Source organism: Rheinheimera sp. SA_1 (assembly GCF_001669775.1).
In the GTDB taxonomy this organism is placed as follows: Bacteria; Pseudomonadota; Gammaproteobacteria; order Enterobacterales; family Alteromonadaceae; genus Pararheinheimera.
Map to the genome: position 1 here is coordinate 732,172 of NZ_LXWK01000016.1, position 18,712 is coordinate 750,883.

An 18,712-nucleotide genomic window follows, 5' to 3' on the forward strand; every position below is an offset into this window, starting at 1 on the left:
GAAATAACGAATCTCAGCTTTGCCTTAGTTGCGGATATTAGTTTTTTTAAGAACCAGGCATGCCATCGGAACTAAATTGCAAAGCGTCTCCAAGAAACCACAGTGTTATTACACTTTAAAAAATGAAATTTCTGGGATATACCGAATGGCAAGGTATATAAGAATTGGTGGGACAATAATGCACATTGAGTAAGGACCCCATATATGCCAGAAGTATTCACCTCTATAAAATATACGCTTAGTTAGCCCTAGTTTCTCAAGGTCAAAGTATGACGGATGATTGACCTGAAAATAACGATAGTCAATTTCCTCATGATTCACCTCAAAATCCATCAATACTTGGTTGTAATGTTCGATTATTACCGCCAATGTTTCTTTCGCTATAGAGCCTTGGTTGATATTTAGTTCTAAATCGTCATGCATTTTTGACAGCAATTGCGCCCCACGAAGCATTCTCTCAGCCTCAACACTATAATTCTTTGCAAATTCCAGATTGCTGAGGACAAGAATGAAAATTGAAGCGTTTATTGCAAGTATACTAATGAAGTCCGAAAGCTTCTTGTTGTCAGGACTTACGACAAGCAAGCTTATACTTGCGGCAATAACTCCAATAGAAAACAATGATATGACCAGCTGCGAAGCATGATTTCTTTCTCGAAGGCGCCGATGAGCAATAAACCTGCAACCTTTACTAACCCACATTTTTTTTAAATAACGCCGTGCATACTTGTCAAGATCACTAGCGATGTTTAATTCTGGCGTTGGAGTGTCATTCATTATGTAATCTCCTCAATTGCGGCAGGTTGATATACCATTTGTTAAAATGCCCTGTGAGTTTTAAACTTCGACCACTATGGAGTAACAGAAACATTTGGTTGGATCATTTCTTCGCCCTGTAGCAAAACCAACGGGGGTCAGGTCTTGCCCCGTGCCCTACAATAAACGTTAGCTGATCAACGCCGGACATCCACATTTTACAGTGTGTGTGTCTTTTTTTACTGTCGGGCACGGCGCAAGACCTAATCCTGTTTTTCCTGCTGTTTTTCTGGGAACGAAAAATGCGTCCGAGTTTATGGCCTTGTTAGGTGTCCGCATTTTTCTCTTGTTTTCTTTAGATATCTTGATATTTGGAGTAAATGATCATAATTGTTCCGACAAAATACAGGAAGAATGATATTGTCGTAAATATGGATGCTTGGCGCGCACTTGCGCTCGCTATAGATTCTGCCGTTACTACCATTTCGGATGAGAGCCTTAGTGCAGTATTAACGAAGTCAAGATAGCCACTGTTGTACAGATTTTCATAGCGGCTTACTATATCTCTTGCCAAAGTCTCCATTTCTTCGACTTGATCTGCACGTACAGCATTAACGCTCAGGCCTGTGCCGATTATCCCTCCCTCTCTTTTTCGTCGCTCTTTATTCAAATCAGAAATCTCATGGAACCATATATCAAAGTTTAACTTCAAGATCTGAATTTCATCCGAGATTTGCAGCGTCTGGGAAAGCCCATTGCTATTTCTTGTTAATTCATGAATAAATGAGAAAAGATACTGAACTTCTAAATTGGGAGCATTAAGCTTACCCAATCGTTCCGTAGCCCAATACAAACGTTTTTGCATTTCTGTCTTAAATGTATCACCATCCAAGTTTCCACGCTGCACAAGCAAAGATAACGAACGCTCAGCGTTTGTCTGCCAATCATAAATTCTACGAAAATTCTCAAACTGTCGTTCTTGTGCTGCAATTGCATTCGCACTTCTTGAATCTGATGCAGCTCGATCAACTAGGTAACTATTAGTAACCCATGAAAAGAAAACGAGCAGGGCTCCAAGAAGCCCTGCATAGGGCTCGATGCTTTTTGCGAAAGATTTAGTAGCCATTTGCTTTGCCTAAGATTTGGCATAGGGTCAACGGGGTCAGGTCTTGCCCCGTGCACCGTGCCCCACAATAAACGTTAGCTGATCAACGCCGGACATCCACATTTTACAGTGTGAGTCTTTTTTACTGTCGGGCACGGCGCAAGACCTGACCCTGTTTTTCCGCCGCGCCTGCGATTGTTAGAAGCGGCATGAAAGTCACTCACTAACCAACAAGCCTCCCTTTGAAAATTTTAAGCCAATGCTACTCAGCAATAGACTTGTAAGATTTACAAAGGCAATAGTAACGCTAATAGATTGTTCTGCATCACTTTTACTGCAAGTTTTAGCCTGATGAAGAACTTTATTTCGCAAGCCTTGAATGCTTTCCCTTTCTTGCCAGAGAGGAACACTAGCACCTTCACGGCAATAGCTTCTAACGCCACTATCAAACTCGATATGGTGCTCGAGAATTCCGAAAACCAATTCCTTAAATCGATCAATACCTGTTTGTTTAACAAGCCCAGATGAAATCAGCTCAGCCAACGATTCCGTATGGACAAGGCCATACACTATCGGTTTTATCAAAACAGACTTTAATAAAACTTCTGTAGCTGTGGATGAAAATATTAGCGATGCAGTGGGCTCACTCTCTTGAAGTGACTGAGCCTTCTTCAGGAAAATTATTGCTTCCTCTGCCATATGAACATCCTTTTTATAGTATGACGCGAGACGCTCTGATACAAATTCGGCGATTGCTTGTTCTTTGTGTTCATCATATAGTTCAGCGGCAAGGGAATTTACAAACTCAGAGTATGCCTGCTCCTGTTCCGCTTCATACCAATCCATAGACATAACGATTCGCTCCTTCTGAAATGACATCGGCTTCAGGCTGGGACTAATCCTCTCGATGGAAGGGTTAGGTTTCGTCTTTTTGACATTCTCGGTTGAGACACGCCCACTTGCAGTTCGCTCCCGACATGGAGCAGTACTGAATCTTGACGCCAACTACCTTCCGATAGAACTGTATGCTAGTAATTCGCGAGGGCATGATCCCTCTTTGAGTCACGAGAAGTGACCCGCGATAGTTTGCGGGAATGACATCATCAGCCTTCCAGGTCGCATGAGGTGCTTCGTTGTACAGCCTATCAATCGTGCCTTCGTCAAGTCCATACCAAAGTCGAAGTTTCGTCTTGTTCTCTAGTAGGTGAGTCATCACGCCAGCAAAATCAGCGAACTCCTGTTCAGAGAAGTAGACTTTGAATGAGAGAACCTTTGCAGGACCGAACCCACCGTTATCAAGGTAGATGCCTTCTTCAGCGAAGTTCCCAACCTGGGTCCGAATACTCAGGTGCGGTGAGATGAGAAATTCGGCTTGGCGTTTGTTTTCGAACAGTTGCCAGCCTGATACAAAAATCGAAACAAGCGATAAAACGAGAGCGCAGACGCTCACGATGTGCTCATTCGATTTTGATGCTCCTCCTGTTTTCTCAAGCGCTACTGCTTCTTCTGCATAATCTGACTTGGACATGTGAGCCCTCTCTTTCACGCCTTGCGACATGGGCGAAATCTAAAACCAAGCGCACGGGCGCCTTGTTAGCAAACCGTGCAGCAACCAGCGCCTGCCGTGCAATTTAAAAACTAACAACTGCGCGATAACAAAACCACGCTGCCGACCCCGGGTCGTTGGCGCAAGACGCCAACGGTTTGAATTACTTTTACTGCCCTTTAAGGCAAGTTGCGCGATGAAAACCGGCGTTGCCGTAACGAACGGGTTAACCCACCGAACGTACCGCAAATGCGCAATTGCACCGACTTTGCTTTTGCAAACTAATGCCCGATTAAGATGCTAACAACACTTTACAAAAAAAACAAAATAACGGCCTTAACCACTGAAACACATTAAAATCAAATCCGCCAAGCGTTGGTAGCCCCTCTTGAACTGAATTGTTCTACTGTTTTTCTGGAATGAGCGAACGAATTAGACTAGCTAGTTCAATAGTAGTTTTAACATACCGTTCTGCTTCGTTCTCAGTAAGTACAAACTCTTCTTTATGTATTGCTTGGTTTCGCAACATCATTAACCTGCGATAGTCTTCATACAACGAAACAGGAAGATTCTGCTCGTAAACAATGCCTCGGAAGACTTTAGACATTTGCACGTTTGACGGCTCGTAGCCATGCGCCTGAATTAACATCGCTGTACTTGCCTCAACTTCTCTCCACGCTTCCGTAACAGCTGAGCGAGGTGATATTTCAATTAGCTGATTAATCTTGTTCAGTACATAGTTATAGCTATTACCGACACCATTCGTTTGTATCCCCATTTGTTCGTTAGTTTGAGCCAAACTAACTTCAGCTTGTGCCAAATCTTTGTCAAAATCAGCTTCAAAGTCCCCATACTTAAAGCGACTCAAGCTAGGTAGTAATTGACGAAGTTGACGCTTAAACAATAGCAAAGATACGAATATAACCAACGGCCAAACCGTAACTTCCCAGAAATTAATAAACAACTCAATAGAGCAATAAATTAGTTCAAAGGTTGTCTTCCCTTCCATTTATATACCTCGGATCTACCGTATTCATATAACTACTAGCGCATGAGCGACAAACCGCCTGCAGTTTGGCGTCCCTGTGGCACACATTGTTATGCATTTAATTTTTGCCAAACTTCTTTCTCGGTTGGAGCCATTGTTTTATTTTTAAGCTGAACTCGACCGCCATTAGATATTGCAGTTGCCCAAGAGATGATGTTTTTAATAGGCTTCGCTTGCCAAGAATTAGCAATTAACCATTGTTCAATAGCAGCTGGAGCGATGACAACTCCATTCTTAATGAGAACTCGAAGAGTTACTTTTATACGATCTTCATCGCTTGGATGAAGAGCTGATTTACTGCATGTGACTGAAAGTAACTTAAGTGCTTTTTCTAGTATTGGATGCATAATTTGACCTTATTTATATTGCATAACTATTAGCGCACGGGCGACAAACTGCCTGCGGTTTGGCGTCCCATCGACAGCAGGCCTCGAGTTGATGCGCCTTATTATACTTGCCTAGACATTATTTAGCCGCCAACGCGCGGCCTGTAGTTCCTGAGCTGTAAATAATGAAGAGTACCGCTCTTCAAGCATTATTGATTCAATCGTTAAGTCGGGCCGCCCCATTGCTATAACAGCTCTAAACCCATCCTGAAAATCGCCAGAGACCACAAGTCTTTTGGCCACCTCTACAGGGTGAGACGCATCAAACATTTGCCTAATTCGATTGGGCGGGTAACCTAAGTTTGCACATTCGTCCATTGCCGCTCGCAATCTCGCATTAAATTCATCTCTGATCGTCATTGATCAATTCTCCCTGTGGATTTGCATAACGCTCGCCTCAAATGCGCGCTTGCGCGTCACTTTGAAGGTGTTTGTTATGTGCGATATCACTCGTTCAATAGAATCTCATCGACTGTCTTCTTTATACCTTCCGCAACACTCGCAAATGCCTCATCTACATCAAGCCACGACTTAACGGCTTTTCCATCCTTGGGAAGGGCTTGATACTTTGCAAAGGGCATGTGCTGCCACATACAACTCCGAAGAATAACGGGAATGACTTTTGACGCGCCCTTTTCATGAAGATCAAGAGCCTTCTCTAGCTCAATATCGTAGCAGTATTCAGAGTTTATGAAGTCGATGCTCACGAGCAACACAATGATTTTAGAAGTTGCAAGGTTTTTTGAAATTTCCTGAGCCCATTTGTCTCCTGCGAGTATCTTTCTATCGTGCCATTCTGCAATCAGACCCATTCTTTTCAACGGATTCAAATGCTTCACAAACTGATCCTTGAGTGCCTCGTCTGCATGCGAGTACGAGATGAATATGTTGAGCGGATTGGATCCTATTCCAAAGGAGAGCCCAATCTTTCCACCATGTCCCCGGCCGCTGACAATCTGCTCCTCGTCTAGAAGCTGCCTCTTTATTTGCCTATATTTGTCTTCATCCCACCCGAGCGCATCTCTCAGTGCCTGGTTGGTTGTAAGGGGGCTATCCTTGTCCACAAGCGACTTGAGCTTGTCGAGAAATAGATCCCGATTAGTTCTCCTCGGTCTTTTTTTTACGACATTCCTTTCTGCCATTATCACTTCCCCTCGTTGGGCATTTAACAGTATTTTTTCAACGGCAAACAACCCGCAACCTTTCGCTACATTCAATGCAGCAAGCTATCCGCTTTTTATATAAACTTCAACAATATATAAATACTCGTCCCGTTTCAGGGGGGCAAGAAAGAAGGCATTGCGCCCGCAAGACTTAGAAAATTGACTTATGGTTAGTACTTAAGCATTTAAGGTTTGTATCCATAAAGTCTAATAGTACGATCTTGGCACAAAGTTACTTTCCAGCTGCTTTTGTCCCCGTAAAGCGAGCCGGTGGTTTGGCCGGTTTTGAGGTTTTAAAAATGCGCACTGTTTGAGCGATTTGACGTTAGCAAATCGCGAGTTTGCGCATTTGCCTCAAAATCGAGCCAAACTTCCGGGCTTTCGAGCGATCAGGGGTCGCCTTTTGTTGGTTACTTATTTTGGCGAAGCAAAATAAGTAACTCGCCGTAGGCGAAACCCGCGCAACGCAGTTGTTTCAAACAACAAAACCGTTGTCCAACATACCAAAAGCGAAAGCGCTTCGCCAAGCGCCGATCAAGTCAGCATCAAATACCCATTCGGAACTTTATGTTCCAGAAACTCCGCCAGCTGGGCTTCATTTAACGGACGGGCGAAATAATAACCCTGACCAAAATCACAGCGGTGTTGTTTTAGTAGTTGCAGCTGGGCGCGGTTTTCGACGCCTTCGGCCACCACTTTGAGTTCAAGCTTCTGTACCATGGCGATGGTGGAGACGATGATTTGATAGTCGGCATCGTTTTCGAGCATGCCAAAGATAAAGCTTTTATCAATTTTGATAATGTCGACCGGCATTTGTTTGAGGTAACTTAACGACGAGTAGCCGGTGCCAAAATCGTCAATCGAGAAGTAAAAACCTTGCGCTTTCAGCTGGCGCATTGCACTTAAGGTGATGTCAATATTTTGTACCAGAGTACGTTCGGTCAGCTCCAGCTCAAAGTGCTGTGCCGATAAACCCAAATCGTCCAGCCACAATTCCAGCAGCGCTGGTAACGCCGGATCTAAAAACTGCTCGGCCGACAGGTTAATCGAAATACGGATGTCCGGATAACCCTTACCAATCAATTCTTTGGCCAGCTGAAAACTGCGCTGGAACACCCAATAACCCAGCTCAATCATTTGTGGTGAATTTTCTAAAATGCCAATAAATTCGTCCGGCGTCACGGTGCCCCGTACCGGATGTTGCCAGCGTAACAAGGCTTCAAAACCCGCCAGCCGGCCAGTGCTCAGTTCGATTTGTGGTTGCAGACTTAAACTGAACTGTTTGAATTTAATCGCTTCTTTAATTTCACTTTCCAGCACCAACCGCTGCGCCAGTCGTTGATACATTTCCTGATCGTACAGCAGCGCCACATTGCCGCCACGATCCTTGGCTTCATACATCGCCATATCGGCCTGGCGCACCAGTTCATCCGGCGACACATCATGATGTTCAGTGGTGGTCATGCCGATGCTGGTCGAGATGTAAAATAGCTGCGCCCCCAGGCTTATCGGTTGTTTAAACGCATCAAAAATCCGATCAGCCACCTGATAGGGGTAATCCAGTTCGTTTGATTGCGTCAGCACCACTACAAATTCATCACCGCCAAAGCGACAAGCAATATCGGCGCTGCGGATACAAGCACGCAGACGCTGTGCTACTTCAACCAGCAGCTGATCACCGGCGGCGTGGCCTTTACTGTCATTAATCTTTTTAAAATCATCCAGATCCAAAAACAGCACCGCAATAGAGCCTGTTTGCCGCTCCAGCCCGGCCAGACATTTTTTCAACTGAAATTGCAGCATATTGCGATTGGGTAAACCGGTCAGCAGGTCAAACATCGCGATGTTTTCCAGCTCCTGGGTATTCACTTCAATTTGCTGATGCAGTTGCTCCAATTCCACACTGAGCTGATAAGCGGCCTGGGTTAACACATCCAGTTCGTCCTGAAATAACAAAGGATCATAAGCGCTATGCTGCCGGAATTGCCGGAACTGGCGCTGCGCCAACAAGGGTAAATGTTGTGCCAACGCCAGCAAACGCCGGCTTAAACGCAGCGTGCTGAAATAAATCAGCACTGCCAGCAGTACAAAACAACCACAGGCAAACAAAATAATCTGCCGCTGATATGCCGCCTGCGCCTGCACGAACTTGGTGGTGTCATCCACCAGCGCCAGGTAATAACTGCGGTTTTGCGCCAGCAGCGGCAGTAAACTAATCAAATAATGTTGCTCAGCCAGTTCTACATCAATGCCCTGCGACCGCGCTTCCTGCAGCGAGGGTTGATTCGATAATGCCCGGAACACTGGTCGCATCAGCTCCGGATTCGACAACGACAATAGTTCAAATTGCCGCAACGGGCTGTTGTCCGCACTGTCAATTCGAACTATTGCCACTTCTGAGCCAATGCCTTGTTTCAGCGACGATAAAATATCCAATAAGGTGGTGGAGAGCGCTACTACTGCGATGTCGGCATTGGCATTTTGCACCGGTACCAGAATTAATTTAGTGCATTGGGTGGCGCAGAAAATCGCCGATTGCGGCTGTTGCTCGGTCATCACCTGCCGCGCGACATCCAGCACCGAGGGCGGAATTTGCTCGGTCGAGGCATACAACGAATTCAGATTGGCATCCAATAACCAGATACTTTCGACATTCAAATGGACCGCAATCGCATCGTAGTGACTGGCCAAAGCTTTGGCAAAAGCGGTGAAATCGGGTTGCGAGCGCAGTTCCACTAAGTCAGTAAAAGACTCAAGCCAACTGCGTAGTTGATTTTCCAGCAGTAAATTCAGATGGTTAAACTGTTGTTGTCGCAGCTGCAGCTGTTTGTCCTGTTGCAGCCGGAAATCCTGCTCCATTTTTACCAAGGTAAAACTGGTCAGCAAAATACTCATCAGCAATAACGCGCCCAGCGTAATGCCCAATATTTTCCACGGCAGGCTTAAAAACGGCCGCATGATCAGAACCAGTACATGAGCTGGACTGCCCAGAGCTGATGGTATTTCGAACGGTTCACAACGGTATCCGGCACCACATTCGGCCCCAACCGACCGGTGCCGATAGCCCAGTGGTATTCCGCCGTGATGCGCCAGTTGCCGCCAAAGTCATGGCTGACTGAAAGCGCAGTATCACGTTGATAACCAAAGTAATCTGCAACCAAACCGCCGGTTTGCAGAGGTAACAGACTGCCTCCTTTGTCGTCTTTATTGCCATAAAAATGATCATAACTGGCATAGAGTGTGGTTTGTGGACTCAGGTTGTACCGCGCCAGTAGATAAGCGCCCTGTGCGAACTGCGTGCGCTGCACACCTGGGGCGTAAAACCCATACACCGATACCCGTTCCTGAAACAGCTCGCTCGACAGTTCCCAGTTCTCTTCACTGTAACGCCAGTTCAGCATCACCCGCTGTACGGTAAAATCACCATCGGCGAAAATATCGGTCATGGTGCGACGGTAGTTAAAATCTGAATCCAGTAAACTGACACCCCACTGACTTTTTGAACCGGTCGGCCGGAAAAAACTACTGATCTGATGCACAAAATCTTGCTTGGTGGCACCGGTAATAAAATTGCTGATAATGCGCTGACTTTGCTCTTTCGGGGTGGGCGTCGCGCCAAGGCTCCAGTTCAAATCAAGCTCGCCCAGAGTGCTGCTGTAGGTTGATTGCAGGGCAATCCCATCGGAACCAACGGCAATATCACGGAATGAATCAAAATATACAGACTGCGGTAACACGATCATCGGCCTGGTGATCGCTACATCACGGGTACTGGAAAAGAGCCAATGACTGTTTTTATAGCGGCCAGCATATAAATCGACCTGCCAATCCAGGGTATTGATGGCGGTCCAGTTCAGAAACAAATAATCAATCCGCAAACCTTGCTGAAATCTGTTGCCGCCATCGAGGTACATCAGCTGACCGGCCAATCGGAACGATGGGTCCAGTTGCCAGACCGAGTTCAGACCAAATTCGGTTAGTTTGGCCGACACATCACCATCGTTATTGACGAAGTTGCTGTCTTTGGCCTGCATTAATCCTTGTGCGACAAAACCATGCCAGTGCCAGTCGTCGGCTGCCATAGCCAGCTGCGCCTGCCCTAATGTCACGGCAAGCAACGCTTTTGCCAGTAACTTAGGGTTGAATTTCAATAACTTTTGCATTGTTTATCTCATTTCCGTGCGGTAAATAACCAATGGCACCAGGGGTAGTCTGGATCAGTTGTAACATTTGCGCTGCGGTCGCAACTTCAATGGGTGGTGTGCCAATGCCAGAAAAGGTTAGTTTTTGCCAGGTTTGCTCCAGCTGATAAGGAAACATTTGCAGGTCGGCCTGGCTAAATTGCTGATGGGTCACCGATTTTGCGGGCAGCATATAAACTTTGATTTTATCGCCGTTCGGCCAGATCACTTGTCGTTTTAAATAAATACTGCGAAGTTGTGACTTGCTCAGGCGATCGACTGCGACAGCGGTATGCGCCACTACCAGCGGCGGCTGTGGTGGATTATCGGCATACACCAGCATGCTCGGGAAGATTAGCAACAGGATTTTGGCTGACTTAATCACGCTGTCCTTCTGGAATTTTGGTCAGTTTAGGAATGATGCCGAAGTCTGCACAACCAGGATCTGGCAGAGTATATACTCTTCATCCTTGAAGTTGCAGGGGTGTTGGCTGCCTTCACTCATCCCAGTCGCATAGGACAACTATGCTCATGGGAATTCGTTCAGTTGCCGCCTACCTGCATCTTCAATGATTTTGAGTATAGTTGAAGCTTTTATATAATATCCAACAAAGCTATAAAAAGCAGCCATTTACGAAACCCAGTTTGCAATGTTACCGCTTGGGGAAAAAAAACCAAGGCTTTGCTTGTAAAACGGTGGTTTAAAGCGACACTATAGGAAACCGGTAGGATGCAGGAGAAGACAGCGTGAGCGCTTTTGAATTTGCCAGACAAGTCGGTGATGTATTTGTGTTACCCGATACCTGTTTAAAAATTAAAGAAGTCATCGACAACAAAATCAGTAGCCTGGATGAAATTGCGGAAATTATCGCTTTGGATCCGGCACTGGCTTCCCGTCTGCTAAAACTTGCCAACAGCGCTTTATATAATTTCCCCAACCCGGTTGATTCGGTTAGCAAAGCCGTGCTGCTGCTGGGCGAAACGCAAGTGTACAACCTGGTCGTCGCTTATGGCTCCACTGAGGCTTTTTCGAAAACACCGCCCGATGTGATTGATTTAGAAAGATTTTGGGAAATCAGTATTCATGCGGCGTTGATTGCCAAATTTTTAGGCGCCGTGGTTGGCATCAAACAAAGCGAGCCATTGTATTTATCTGGTCTGCTGCACAATATCGGTGAACTGGTGGTGGTTGAGGTGAATCCTGATGTGGCAAGGCTGTGCGCTCACTATAAAAAAGGTGTGTTGCCATGGATGCGCCAACAAGAGCTACTTGGTTTCAGCTATGCCGATTGCAGCGTGGCGTTGCTAAAACTTTGGCGCTTGCCGGATTCCCTGATTGAACCGCTGAATTACCTTAATTCGCCACAACTGCAACCGAAAAATAAAGTGGTGCAGGTGCTGCATTTGGCGTCCCGGTTATCATTATTAAATGCTGCTTTTGGTCAGTTTGAACTGGAAGATTTAATTGATCAGCAAATTATCAGTGGTCTGGGCTTAAAACGCCGTGATGTCGATGAAGCGCGTGCTTTTGCCAGTCTCGAAGGGATGTCGATTTTAAGTCTGCTGAACCCTAAAGGCTCAATGATTATTTAGCAGCTGCCAACCATAGATGTACCCCAAAAGTTTCATCTTTGAAAAAGGGCTCCGGATACATTTCCGGGCCCTTTTTTGTCTGCCAGCTACATCGTCAGTTGTGAACTATGCTCATCTCCGCCAGTAAATTATCCGCATTATCCACATATTGCATCAGCCACAATACATAACGAATGTCGACATGAATGGCGCGGGTGACCGCTTCGTTAAAGTACCAATCTTTACTGATTGACTCGTAAGTAGAATCAAAATTCAGTCCGATCAATTCGCCTTTGGCATTGAGCACTGCCGATCCGGAGTTGCCGCCGGTGGTATCGGCACTGGACAGGAAGTTTAACGGTACAGAATTTACCGGCACAGCGGCAGGTTTAGCGCAGTTCACCACACCACACCACCAGCTATCATCAGCCTTGGCGGCCAAATCCTGATGATAAAACCCCTGATACCGTTGCTGCTGATAAGCTTGCACTAACTTGTCCGGCACCAGAAATGGCGCGCTTTGTTGTTGTTTCGCCAGCATGCCGGCCACAGTGGTAAATGGTGTTTTATACACCCCATCAGCCGCCGGATAGCCATCAACATGACCATAGGTGATACGCAAAGTACCGTTGGCATCCGGATACACCGGGCGACCTAAGGTTTTGTTGTAGGCAATAACCGCCTGCATGTATGCCGGTCTGACGCTGGCGAATTCACCGGCCAGTTGATTTTTCTGCTGCTCCTGCTGCATTTGGGTTTCAAATAACGCCACCGCTAGTTTAATAAATGGATCATCACTTTGCGCAAATTGGGCGGGCGTTTTACCCAGCCAAGCCATCCTGCCGCTTAAGCTGGTTAAATCGCTGCGACTATACCAGTCTTGCAATAAGGTACTGATTTGCGCCGGAGTTTGGCCAGGCTTAAGCTGTAACGCCTGATCCAGTGCCTTGCTGCGTACAGCTTCAGGCTGCGCCAGATACACCGCCAGTTGCTCCGACCATAACGCCAGATCAACTTCGGCGGCAAACCGGGTGTCGAGCCGTTTTAACTTGCCCTGAAACATCGTCAGATCACGGTCCTGATAGCCCATTTCCCGCGCCGCATCTGGTTTTTGTTGCTCGACAGCTAACCGGTACAAATCACTGGCAGTCTGCAATAAATCGCTGCGTCTGGCGTTATCAAAATAATAGGTTTGCTGCAAAAACTGCTGCTCTTTGGCAACCAAGGCGCCAAGCTGCGTTACCGCCTGTTGATAAGCAGGTACTTCTGAGCTGGCAATCCACTGTTGCAGTTCTTGCTGCTGCTGGCGCTTAATGCTCTGAATATCGGTGGCCTTAAAGCCATCCAGTAAACCTTTGAGCTTTTTCATCCGGTTGTGATGACCTTTCACCACCGAGGCATACTTCACCTGATAATCGGCATTTTGCTGCCCTAACCGCTCAATGGTGCCAATCAACTCGGTGTATGTCTGAATGTTTGCCGGATATTCCCAACTCGCGGCAAAGTCGATTTCTTCGGCTAAGCGGTAACGGCTGGTTTTCCCAGGATAACCGGCCAGCAAAATACCATCACCGGCCCGCACACCACTGGCATTTACTTTCAGGAAATTTTTTGGCTGATACGGCACGTTATCGACGGAGTAGGCTGCCGGTTTGCCATCTTTCGCTACATAACCACGTAAAAAGGTAAAGTCGCCGGTATGGCGTGGATATTCGTAATTATCAATATCCCCACCAAAATTGCCCACCGATTCTGGCGGCGCGTACACCAGGCGCACGTCCTGGATCATCAGCTGTTTGATCAGAAAATATTCCATACCATGGTGAAAGCTCACCACATTACAGCGATAGTTCGCGTCGGTTTCGCAGTCTTTGATCACTGTTTTACGATTATTTTCAATCGCCTGGTAACGCGCTAACGGCGTTATATCAGCTGCCAGCCCACCACTGACTTTCGCGGTAACATCCAGCACCTGCTCGGTGATATACAGCCGCTCTTGTGGGCCGGCCGGTAATTCTTCGGCCAGCGTTTTGGCCAGAAAGCCCTGCGCCATTAAATTGCGCTCTTTGCTGGAATTTTGCTGAATGGCACCATAACCACAGTGGTGATTAGTGATCACAAGGCCGGTCGCCGACACAAAAGACGCCGAACAATAACCAAGACTGACGATAGCGTTCATTGGATATTGCGATAAATCAGCCAATTGCTCACCGCTCAGTTGAATGCCGCGGGCATCCAGTTGCGGTTGTAATTGTTTAAGTTGATGTGGTTGCCACTGGCCTTCGTCGGCAGTAACAGCAAGGCTGGCGAGGATGGCAGTTGTGAACAGCAGATACTTCATAGATTCCCTGTACGGATCGTTAAAAATAGCGCTGCAGATTACTTGCAGTCAGCAACAAAAGGCAACTGCTTGCGATCAATCCCCGGTCAACTTCGACCATTGGTAAAAATTGATTTACCACGTCGCAACCAACCCCTACCATGCTGTAAATAAATTGCAATCAAGGAAGTTCTGATGTGGTTAACAAATAAAATCCAGCCGATTTGGCAAAAACTGCAACCGGCACAACGTGGTTATGCACTGGCGACTGTCTGTGTGGGGTTATGGCTTCTGAGCTTTTGCAGTCAGCAATGGTTGTTATATGGCATGGCGCTGGCATTACTTTGCGCGGTAACCCAGGATATGTGGCAAGGCTTTTTGCGGATCTGGAACAGTCTGGCTGGTAAAGCCGTGATCGTGGTGTTTTATGCAATATTGGGTAACTTTTGCTTTGCGATGGCAGAAAGTCAGGTCAACAATCTGATTGGTATTCGCACCGACGTTGTGCCTTATACCGTCAATCTGACGGTGTTATTGCTGGCACCGATCTGGAGTTTTAGCCTGTCGCTGGTGGTGTTAACGTTATACACCATCCTGCATACCGGCAAAATTATGCTGTTGTTGCTGCTCCGGCCAATTGGCATACGCAGCCACCATCTTCTCGGTGATGAAGCCTATCCGGTGAAAACTTTATTGGCGCGTATTGTTTATTTACCGGTGTTTATGAGTTGTTTAGCAGTACTGCCCAGCGCTTATTTAACCGGTGATAGCTCGCAGTTAACTAATCTGTTTAATGGCGAGCCAACGTTAGTCCCGGTTAAAAACAACGACGATGCAATAAGTGCTGCCGATGCCCGCAGTGCGGCGAATGCAGCCGTGACGCCTCAAAACACCGTGGCTAGCGATGATCTCACCGGTTCTGCCACCACTGATTCAACGGCAACAACAGCTACAAACACTAAAGTGACGGCCAGCCATAATGCCAAAGGCAGCAATCAGGTGGAAATCAATTTAGGTAGTGCCATCCCAACCATCCCGTGGCTGAACCGCACTCTGGCTGGCTTTTTGTATCAGCTGGAAAGTATGGGCCGTTCAAGTTGTGTGATGTCCGGGCAAGAACATCTGGTCCATATCAATGACTACGAAGTGCTGGTGATCACCCCGGATAAAAAAGCCGAATCTGGTTATCAATACCAGGTCCGGCTTTGTGGTTCGGTCGGCTATCGCCAACCAGCGTCTTTACCGCCAGAGGCGTAGTTGTAGCCGTAGCGGGTATATAGATTAAACCGGCACAGTATTAGCAGTCTGTGCCTGCGTTTGCTGTTGCGCCCGCACGATCAGTCGATTCAATAGCGGGCCAATGGCAAACATAAAGACGGCAGTCCCCACCCCAACCCACCCGAGTACGGCAAACACTTCGCCATACAACGCCAGTGCATCGGGAACCGGTGTACCGGCTGGCATTGAGGCCAGAGCGCCCAACCGACCGGCAATAATTTCACCAAAGGCCGAGGCCAGGAACCAGACGCCCATCATCAGACTGACGACCCTTGGTACGGATAACGCCGTTACCGCTGACAGGCCAATCGGCGACAATGCCATCTCACCAACCACTAATACAAAATACGCCAGAATAAACCACCAGAATCCGGCAAGGCCGTTCGCTTCCGGATTCAACGCTGCGTATTGCAGAATAAAGTGCGCTAAACCGGCCAGTAATAAAGCAAAACCAAACTTTACCGGCGACGACGGGTTTAAGCCTTTGCGATCCAACCATGGCCATAACCAGGCAAAGGGGATCGCCAGGATAATAATAAATAACGAGGCCACAAAAGTGAGCTGTGACGAGTTAAAGGCAAAACTGACAAAGCCCAAATCAAAAGTCGGGCTGTTCATTACCCGGTCGGAATAGGCCAGCCAGCTACCGTAAGTTTGTTCGTATAAGCCCCAGAACACGGCAGAAATGGCGGTTAATACCATCAGCATGATCATACTGGCGCGTTCTAATACATTGCATTCAATAAACACGAATTTAAACCACCACACTAACAGCGCGATAGTCATTACCACGGCGACCACTTCAGTGGCAGTAATTTCAGCACCTTCCGCCATTCCCAATAACTGGCCGAGTGCACCGAAGTTAATGGTGGTTTGCAAAATCTGTTGCACCGCGACCACGCCAACCAGTGCCAGAATATAAATCAGCCATTCCCGTGACAAACCTGCGACTTTTTCTTTTAACAGCTCAGGATTGGCCGGTTCTGCCTGACCGTGCAAATATTTAGTACCGCTGACAAACACCACCAGTCCCAACAACAAGCCAATACCGGCCGAGCCAAATCCGTATTCCCAGCCATACGCCTGACCAATCCAGCCAACAAATAAACTGGAAATAACCGCACCTAAATTAATGCCCATATAAAACAAGGTGAATGCAGAGTCACGCCGTGGATCCTGGTCGTTGTATAAACGGCCAACAATGGTCGAAATATTCGGCTTTAAAAAACCAACCCCAACCGCCACTAAGGCTAAAGATGCATACATCACCTGTAATGCCAGCTGATCAGCACCACCTTCAGTACTTGCCTGGGTTCCTTTGTAGGCCATGCCAAGCATCCCCAATGCCATCAGCGCGCCACCAAAAGTGACGGCTTTACGCATCCCCAGATATTTGTCTGCCAGCAATCCACCGACCACCGGCAACGCATATGCCAGGCCGGCATAAGTGCCCAGCAGGATATAACCGGTTTTATCGGTAAATAAATGATGTTGTGTCAGATATAAAAACAGCAGTGCTTTTAAACCATAGAACGCAAAACGTTCCCACATTTCGGTAAAAAAGCAGACGTAAAGCCCGATCGGGTGGCCAAGCCATTGCCGTTGATTGGGCACTACAAAGGTAGAAGTCGTCATAGCATTCCTGAATTAGTTGTATTTTTAATTATGGTTTGGGTGAACAAGAGGTATATACCCAAAATCATTGCAGATGCGGGTATAACAGCGCATGACTATACCATGGAAAATTGGCTTTGAAAGCAAGGCTGGCAGCCTTTGCTGCTTGATTTAACCAGTGACCCGCTCCGTTCTCAGGCGATTTCCAACCGGTTTCGCCCAGCCAGTTTGGCTTGGTACAGCGCTGCGTCGGCCTGTTTAAATGCCTGATCCAAATCGACTCCAGGCTGAATTTGGGTAACACCGAAACTAGCCGTCAAGGGTATGCTTAGCGGTGGCAACGCTGTGGCTGGTTCGGCTGGCATCTCCGCCAGTGGTAATGAAGGCTGGGCGAAAGAAAGCTGCTGGACCAAAGGTTGCCGATGGATCTGCGTCTGTAATCGATGGATCCACAACACGGCACCGCTAATCGCGCAATCCGGCAACAACAACGCGAACTCTTCTCCCCCATAACGAACCAGCAAATCTGCCGGTTTTAATTGTTGCAGAATGATGGCGGCAAAGTGCTGCAGTACCAAGTCGCCAATTTGATGACCATGCTGATCGTTGACCTTTTTAAAATGGTCGATATCAATGATTACCAGACAAACCGGTTTTTTCTGTAAACGCATCTGCTGCAATATCTGGGGCGCAAAGCGGAAAAAATAACGGCGGTTTTTGGCTCCAGTCAGTTTATCGGTGTGAGCGTCATGGCGAAGTTTATCAATCAAATCATAGATATAACTTATCGCCAGACCTCCCACGCATAAAGTCTCCAGCGTTAGTGATACCAGCGTCGTCACTAAAATCTGGCTGGAATGATCAGGCCGGAGCATAAAACTGAACAGCGGGTATAACGCCGGCAAGGTCAAAAGCGCGGTTAACACGCTAAGTTTCAGGATCCGATCACCAAGATTACTGGGCAGTCCAAATTGCCTGATCGTGGAAAAACTTAGCAACAGAGGCAAACACATCGACGCTAAAAAGATCGGTAACCGGATATACATGTCGTTGTGAATAAAACTGAAATACCACATCAGCACTGACATCAGCGCTAAATGGAATAGCGGCCAGACTAAAAAATGCCGGTGTATTGGTTGCTGATACCTGGCACGAATACCGAAATAAAACAGATAGATACTGCTAAGGTACAATAAATTGGCACTGACGACTGAAGTTGCATACCAGCCAAAATAACGCAGACAAAACAGTACAAAAGCAGCAAAACCTGTGACAAAAAACCAGCTGAAATAACGCAGTGCTGTGCGTTGGCTGGCATGGGGCTGCACCGGTAACGACTGAATAAACAGGATGTACGCCAGAGTTGCTATCAGCAGCACCGAAATACTAAATAGCACCAGATTGATATCTGCGGTCTGAAGTTGCACCTGTACCGATCCTGACTCAAAAATGGCGATAGTTCACCATAGTCAACTATGTGATTTCAGGCAAATATTTGATTTCAGTTAAAGATTTACCTGGCTGGTGACTCAGGGCTGGTTTCCTTTGCCGCCATCTCTGGTGATGTAACCAGCTGTTGTTGCCAGAGACTCAGTTGATCCCGGTAATAATCCCAGACACAGGGACAACAACTGCCACTGCCACAACATTCATTACTGGCGGGCGGTTCGGGTTTTTCGATGATTTTTACCGGCATGGTTGGAGCTTCACTTCTGTTCATGGCATGCTGCAGGAAAGCTATTT

Annotated in this window: 16 protein-coding genes; 2 read left to right on the plus strand and 14 right to left on the minus strand. The window is 47.0% G+C overall.

Annotation, left to right across the window (positions count from 1 at the left end):
- Window positions 1–108: 108 nt before the first annotated feature.
- The 10 genes from A5320_RS15185 to A5320_RS15235 form a co-directional block, all read right to left on the minus strand.
- Entirely contained in the window at window positions 109–777 is a 669-nt protein-coding gene (locus tag A5320_RS15185) for an SLATT domain-containing protein (protein ID WP_068066429.1), read from the minus strand.
- A 334-nt stretch (window positions 778–1,111) separates the two neighbouring features.
- Window positions 1,112–1,882: a hypothetical protein gene (locus tag A5320_RS15190; RefSeq protein ID WP_068066433.1), complete on the minus strand. Its 771-nt coding sequence runs from the start codon at window positions 1,880–1,882 to the stop codon at window positions 1,112–1,114.
- A gap of 195 nt (window positions 1,883–2,077) precedes the next feature.
- The gene (locus A5320_RS15195; protein ID WP_068066436.1) at window positions 2,078–2,713 is read right to left on the minus strand and encodes a hypothetical protein; all 636 of its coding nucleotides are present in this window, start codon (window positions 2,711–2,713) and stop codon (window positions 2,078–2,080) included.
- Window positions 2,714–2,777: 64 nt separating this feature from the next.
- A complete protein-coding gene (locus A5320_RS15200) occupies window positions 2,778–3,389 on the minus strand; it encodes a hypothetical protein (RefSeq protein WP_157605909.1) in 612 nt (203 codons plus the stop codon).
- A gap of 421 nt (window positions 3,390–3,810) precedes the next feature.
- Entirely contained in the window at window positions 3,811–4,416 is a 606-nt protein-coding gene (locus A5320_RS15205) for a hypothetical protein (protein WP_068066442.1), read from the minus strand.
- An 89-nt stretch (window positions 4,417–4,505) separates the two neighbouring features.
- Complete coding sequence (locus A5320_RS15210; RefSeq protein WP_068066445.1) at window positions 4,506–4,802, minus strand: DUF1889 family protein; 297 nt, start codon at window positions 4,800–4,802, stop codon at window positions 4,506–4,508.
- A gap of 485 nt (window positions 4,803–5,287) precedes the next feature.
- Entirely contained in the window at window positions 5,288–5,983 is a 696-nt protein-coding gene (locus tag A5320_RS15220; protein ID WP_157605911.1) for a toll/interleukin-1 receptor domain-containing protein, read from the minus strand.
- 555 nt (window positions 5,984–6,538) lie between these two features.
- Window positions 6,539–8,962, minus strand: a complete 2,424-nt coding sequence (locus A5320_RS15225) for a putative bifunctional diguanylate cyclase/phosphodiesterase (RefSeq protein ID WP_082971799.1) — start codon at window positions 8,960–8,962, stop codon at window positions 6,539–6,541.
- 2 nt (window positions 8,963–8,964) lie between these two features.
- Window positions 8,965–10,167, minus strand: a complete 1,203-nt coding sequence (locus A5320_RS15230) for a hypothetical protein (RefSeq protein WP_068066454.1) — start codon at window positions 10,165–10,167, stop codon at window positions 8,965–8,967.
- Complete coding sequence (locus A5320_RS15235; protein WP_157605914.1) at window positions 10,139–10,570, minus strand: hypothetical protein; 432 nt, start codon at window positions 10,568–10,570, stop codon at window positions 10,139–10,141. The genes A5320_RS15230 and A5320_RS15235 overlap by 29 nt, the downstream gene beginning before the upstream one ends.
- Window positions 10,571–10,932: 362 nt before the next feature.
- Between A5320_RS15235 and A5320_RS15240 the strand changes: the two genes are divergently transcribed.
- A complete protein-coding gene (locus A5320_RS15240; RefSeq protein ID WP_068066459.1) occupies window positions 10,933–11,778 on the plus strand; it encodes an HDOD domain-containing protein in 846 nt (281 codons plus the stop codon).
- 94 nt (window positions 11,779–11,872) lie between these two features.
- Here the strand turns inward: A5320_RS15240 and A5320_RS15245 are convergent, their stop codons facing one another.
- Window positions 11,873–14,098 (minus strand): S46 family peptidase, encoded by a 2,226-nt coding sequence (locus tag A5320_RS15245; RefSeq protein ID WP_068066462.1) that lies wholly within the window; start codon window positions 14,096–14,098, stop codon window positions 11,873–11,875.
- Between the two features lie 174 nt (window positions 14,099–14,272).
- On the opposite strand from A5320_RS15245, the gene A5320_RS15250 reads away from it, so the two are divergent.
- Entirely contained in the window at window positions 14,273–15,334 is a 1,062-nt protein-coding gene (locus A5320_RS15250; protein WP_068066466.1) for a hypothetical protein, read from the plus strand.
- Window positions 15,335–15,358: 24 nt separating this feature from the next.
- Here the strand turns inward: A5320_RS15250 and A5320_RS15255 are convergent, their stop codons facing one another.
- The 3 genes from A5320_RS15255 to A5320_RS15265 form a co-directional block, all read right to left on the minus strand.
- Window positions 15,359–16,990, minus strand: coding sequence for a peptide MFS transporter (locus A5320_RS15255; protein WP_068066469.1), 1,632 nt, complete (start codon window positions 16,988–16,990; stop codon window positions 15,359–15,361).
- Window positions 16,991–17,163: 173 nt separating this feature from the next.
- Window positions 17,164–18,396, minus strand: coding sequence for a GGDEF domain-containing protein (locus tag A5320_RS15260; protein ID WP_068066471.1), 1,233 nt, complete (start codon window positions 18,394–18,396; stop codon window positions 17,164–17,166).
- Window positions 18,397–18,482: 86 nt separating this feature from the next.
- Window positions 18,483–18,689 (minus strand): oxidoreductase-like domain-containing protein, encoded by a 207-nt coding sequence (locus A5320_RS15265; RefSeq protein ID WP_082971800.1) that lies wholly within the window; start codon window positions 18,687–18,689, stop codon window positions 18,483–18,485.
- Window positions 18,690–18,712 lie beyond the last annotated feature (23 nt).

Coding starts and splice junctions, on each gene's coding strand:
- A5320_RS15190 (WP_068066433.1), bottom strand. CDS start 1,882: ATGGCTACTAAATCTTTCGCAAAAAGCATCGAGCCCTATGCAGGGCTT.
- A5320_RS15220 (WP_157605911.1), bottom strand. CDS start 5,983: ATGGCAGAAAGGAATGTCGTAAAAAAAAGACCGAGGAGAACTAATCGG.
- A5320_RS15205 (WP_068066442.1), bottom strand. CDS start 4,416: ATGGAAGGGAAGACAACCTTTGAACTAATTTATTGCTCTATTGAGTTG.
- A5320_RS15185 (WP_068066429.1), bottom strand. CDS start 777: ATGAATGACACTCCAACGCCAGAATTAAACATCGCTAGTGATCTTGAC.
- A5320_RS15200 (WP_157605909.1), bottom strand. CDS start 3,389: ATGTCCAAGTCAGATTATGCAGAAGAAGCAGTAGCGCTTGAGAAAACA.
- A5320_RS15225 (WP_082971799.1), bottom strand. CDS start 8,962: ATGCGGCCGTTTTTAAGCCTGCCGTGGAAAATATTGGGCATTACGCTG.
- A5320_RS15265 (WP_082971800.1), bottom strand. CDS start 18,689: ATGAACAGAAGTGAAGCTCCAACCATGCCGGTAAAAATCATCGAAAAA.
- A5320_RS15195 (WP_068066436.1), bottom strand. CDS start 2,713: ATGTCTATGGATTGGTATGAAGCGGAACAGGAGCAGGCATACTCTGAG.
- A5320_RS15210 (WP_068066445.1), bottom strand. CDS start 4,802: ATGCATCCAATACTAGAAAAAGCACTTAAGTTACTTTCAGTCACATGC.
- A5320_RS15245 (WP_068066462.1), bottom strand. CDS start 14,098: ATGAAGTATCTGCTGTTCACAACTGCCATCCTCGCCAGCCTTGCTGTT.
- A5320_RS15230 (WP_068066454.1), bottom strand. CDS start 10,167: ATGCAAAAGTTATTGAAATTCAACCCTAAGTTACTGGCAAAAGCGTTG.
- A5320_RS15250 (WP_068066466.1), top strand. CDS start 14,273: ATGTGGTTAACAAATAAAATCCAGCCGATTTGGCAAAAACTGCAACCG.
- A5320_RS15255 (WP_068066469.1), bottom strand. CDS start 16,990: ATGACGACTTCTACCTTTGTAGTGCCCAATCAACGGCAATGGCTTGGC.